The organism is Treponema sp. R6D11, assembly GCF_054786075.1.
In genome coordinates this window covers 1-778 of the sequence record NZ_BDHD01000562.1, presented here as the reverse complement: position 1 = coordinate 778, position 778 = coordinate 1, and the positions used below count along the sequence as shown (strand labels likewise).

2 protein-coding genes are annotated in these 778 nt (G+C 41.6%); one reads left to right on the top strand and one right to left on the bottom strand.

All coding sequences use genetic code 11. The features are described from left to right. The coding region (locus ACYVTD_RS14690) for a hypothetical protein (RefSeq protein WP_461248462.1) at positions 1–231 on the bottom strand (231 nt) is incomplete at its 3' end. Positions 232–319: 88 nt separating this feature from the next. Between ACYVTD_RS14690 and ACYVTD_RS14685 the strand changes: the two genes are divergently transcribed. Further along, on the top strand, positions 320–670 hold the full coding sequence (locus tag ACYVTD_RS14685) for an MBL fold metallo-hydrolase (protein ID WP_461248461.1): 351 nt from the start codon (positions 320–322) through the stop codon (positions 668–670). Positions 671–778: the final 108 nt, after the last annotated feature.

The window sequence follows — 778 nt, the reverse complement described above, 5'->3', positions numbered from 1 at the left end:
GATTGTTTCTGAAATACCCGCCAATATCGTTTCAGGCTCCAGCATGTCTGCTTTGATATTGGCTTCCGTATTAATAATCGCGTTTTTTACGTCGTTTTGGAGGTGTCTGCGTTCAATGTCGCTTACAAATAAATAACTTGCTATAACCATCAACCCAAAAGCCAAAGCTACAAATATAACTTGAAAATATCGAATAATTTTCTTTCGTATATATTGGTTGATAATTACCATATATATATTCTATTCCCAGATCCGGAAAAAAGCCAATTTATTTTTTATCGTGTAGACATTCCCTGTAAATCCATATATTATAAGGGAAATGAAAAGATACATTAACTGCATCGCGCACAGAACAAGCGAAGGAAACGTCCTTCTTGGAGATGACTTTACCGCCATTTTTGACTGTGGAATGATGCACTGTGCTGACAAAACAATAAAAAGCGTAAAAAACGCCCTTAACGGAAGGCCGTTAGACTATCTCTTTATCACCCATACCCATTATGACCATATCGGCGCTACGCCTTTTTTCAGGAAGGAATGGCCTGGCTTGCGCCTTGTAACGTCTCAGGCGGGGGCTGCGGTTTTATTAAAAGACACCCCGCGCAGGGTTATCCGCGAGCTTTCAATCGTGGAGGGCAAAAAATTTAAAGCCGAAATTGAAGCCAGGTAAAAAGACGGCGGATTTTACGCCGGCGTTTTAGTAAAAGAGGGGGGTATTATTTCTCGCGGCGGGATTTATGGTCAAGTTTTGGAAAAGCCCGGGCATAACAGGGGAACC

Excerpts from the sequence above, each read along its gene's own strand:
- ACYVTD_RS14685 (WP_461248461.1), top strand. The coding sequence starts at position 320 with ATGAAAAGATACATTAACTGCATCGCGCACAGAACAAGCGAAGGAAAC.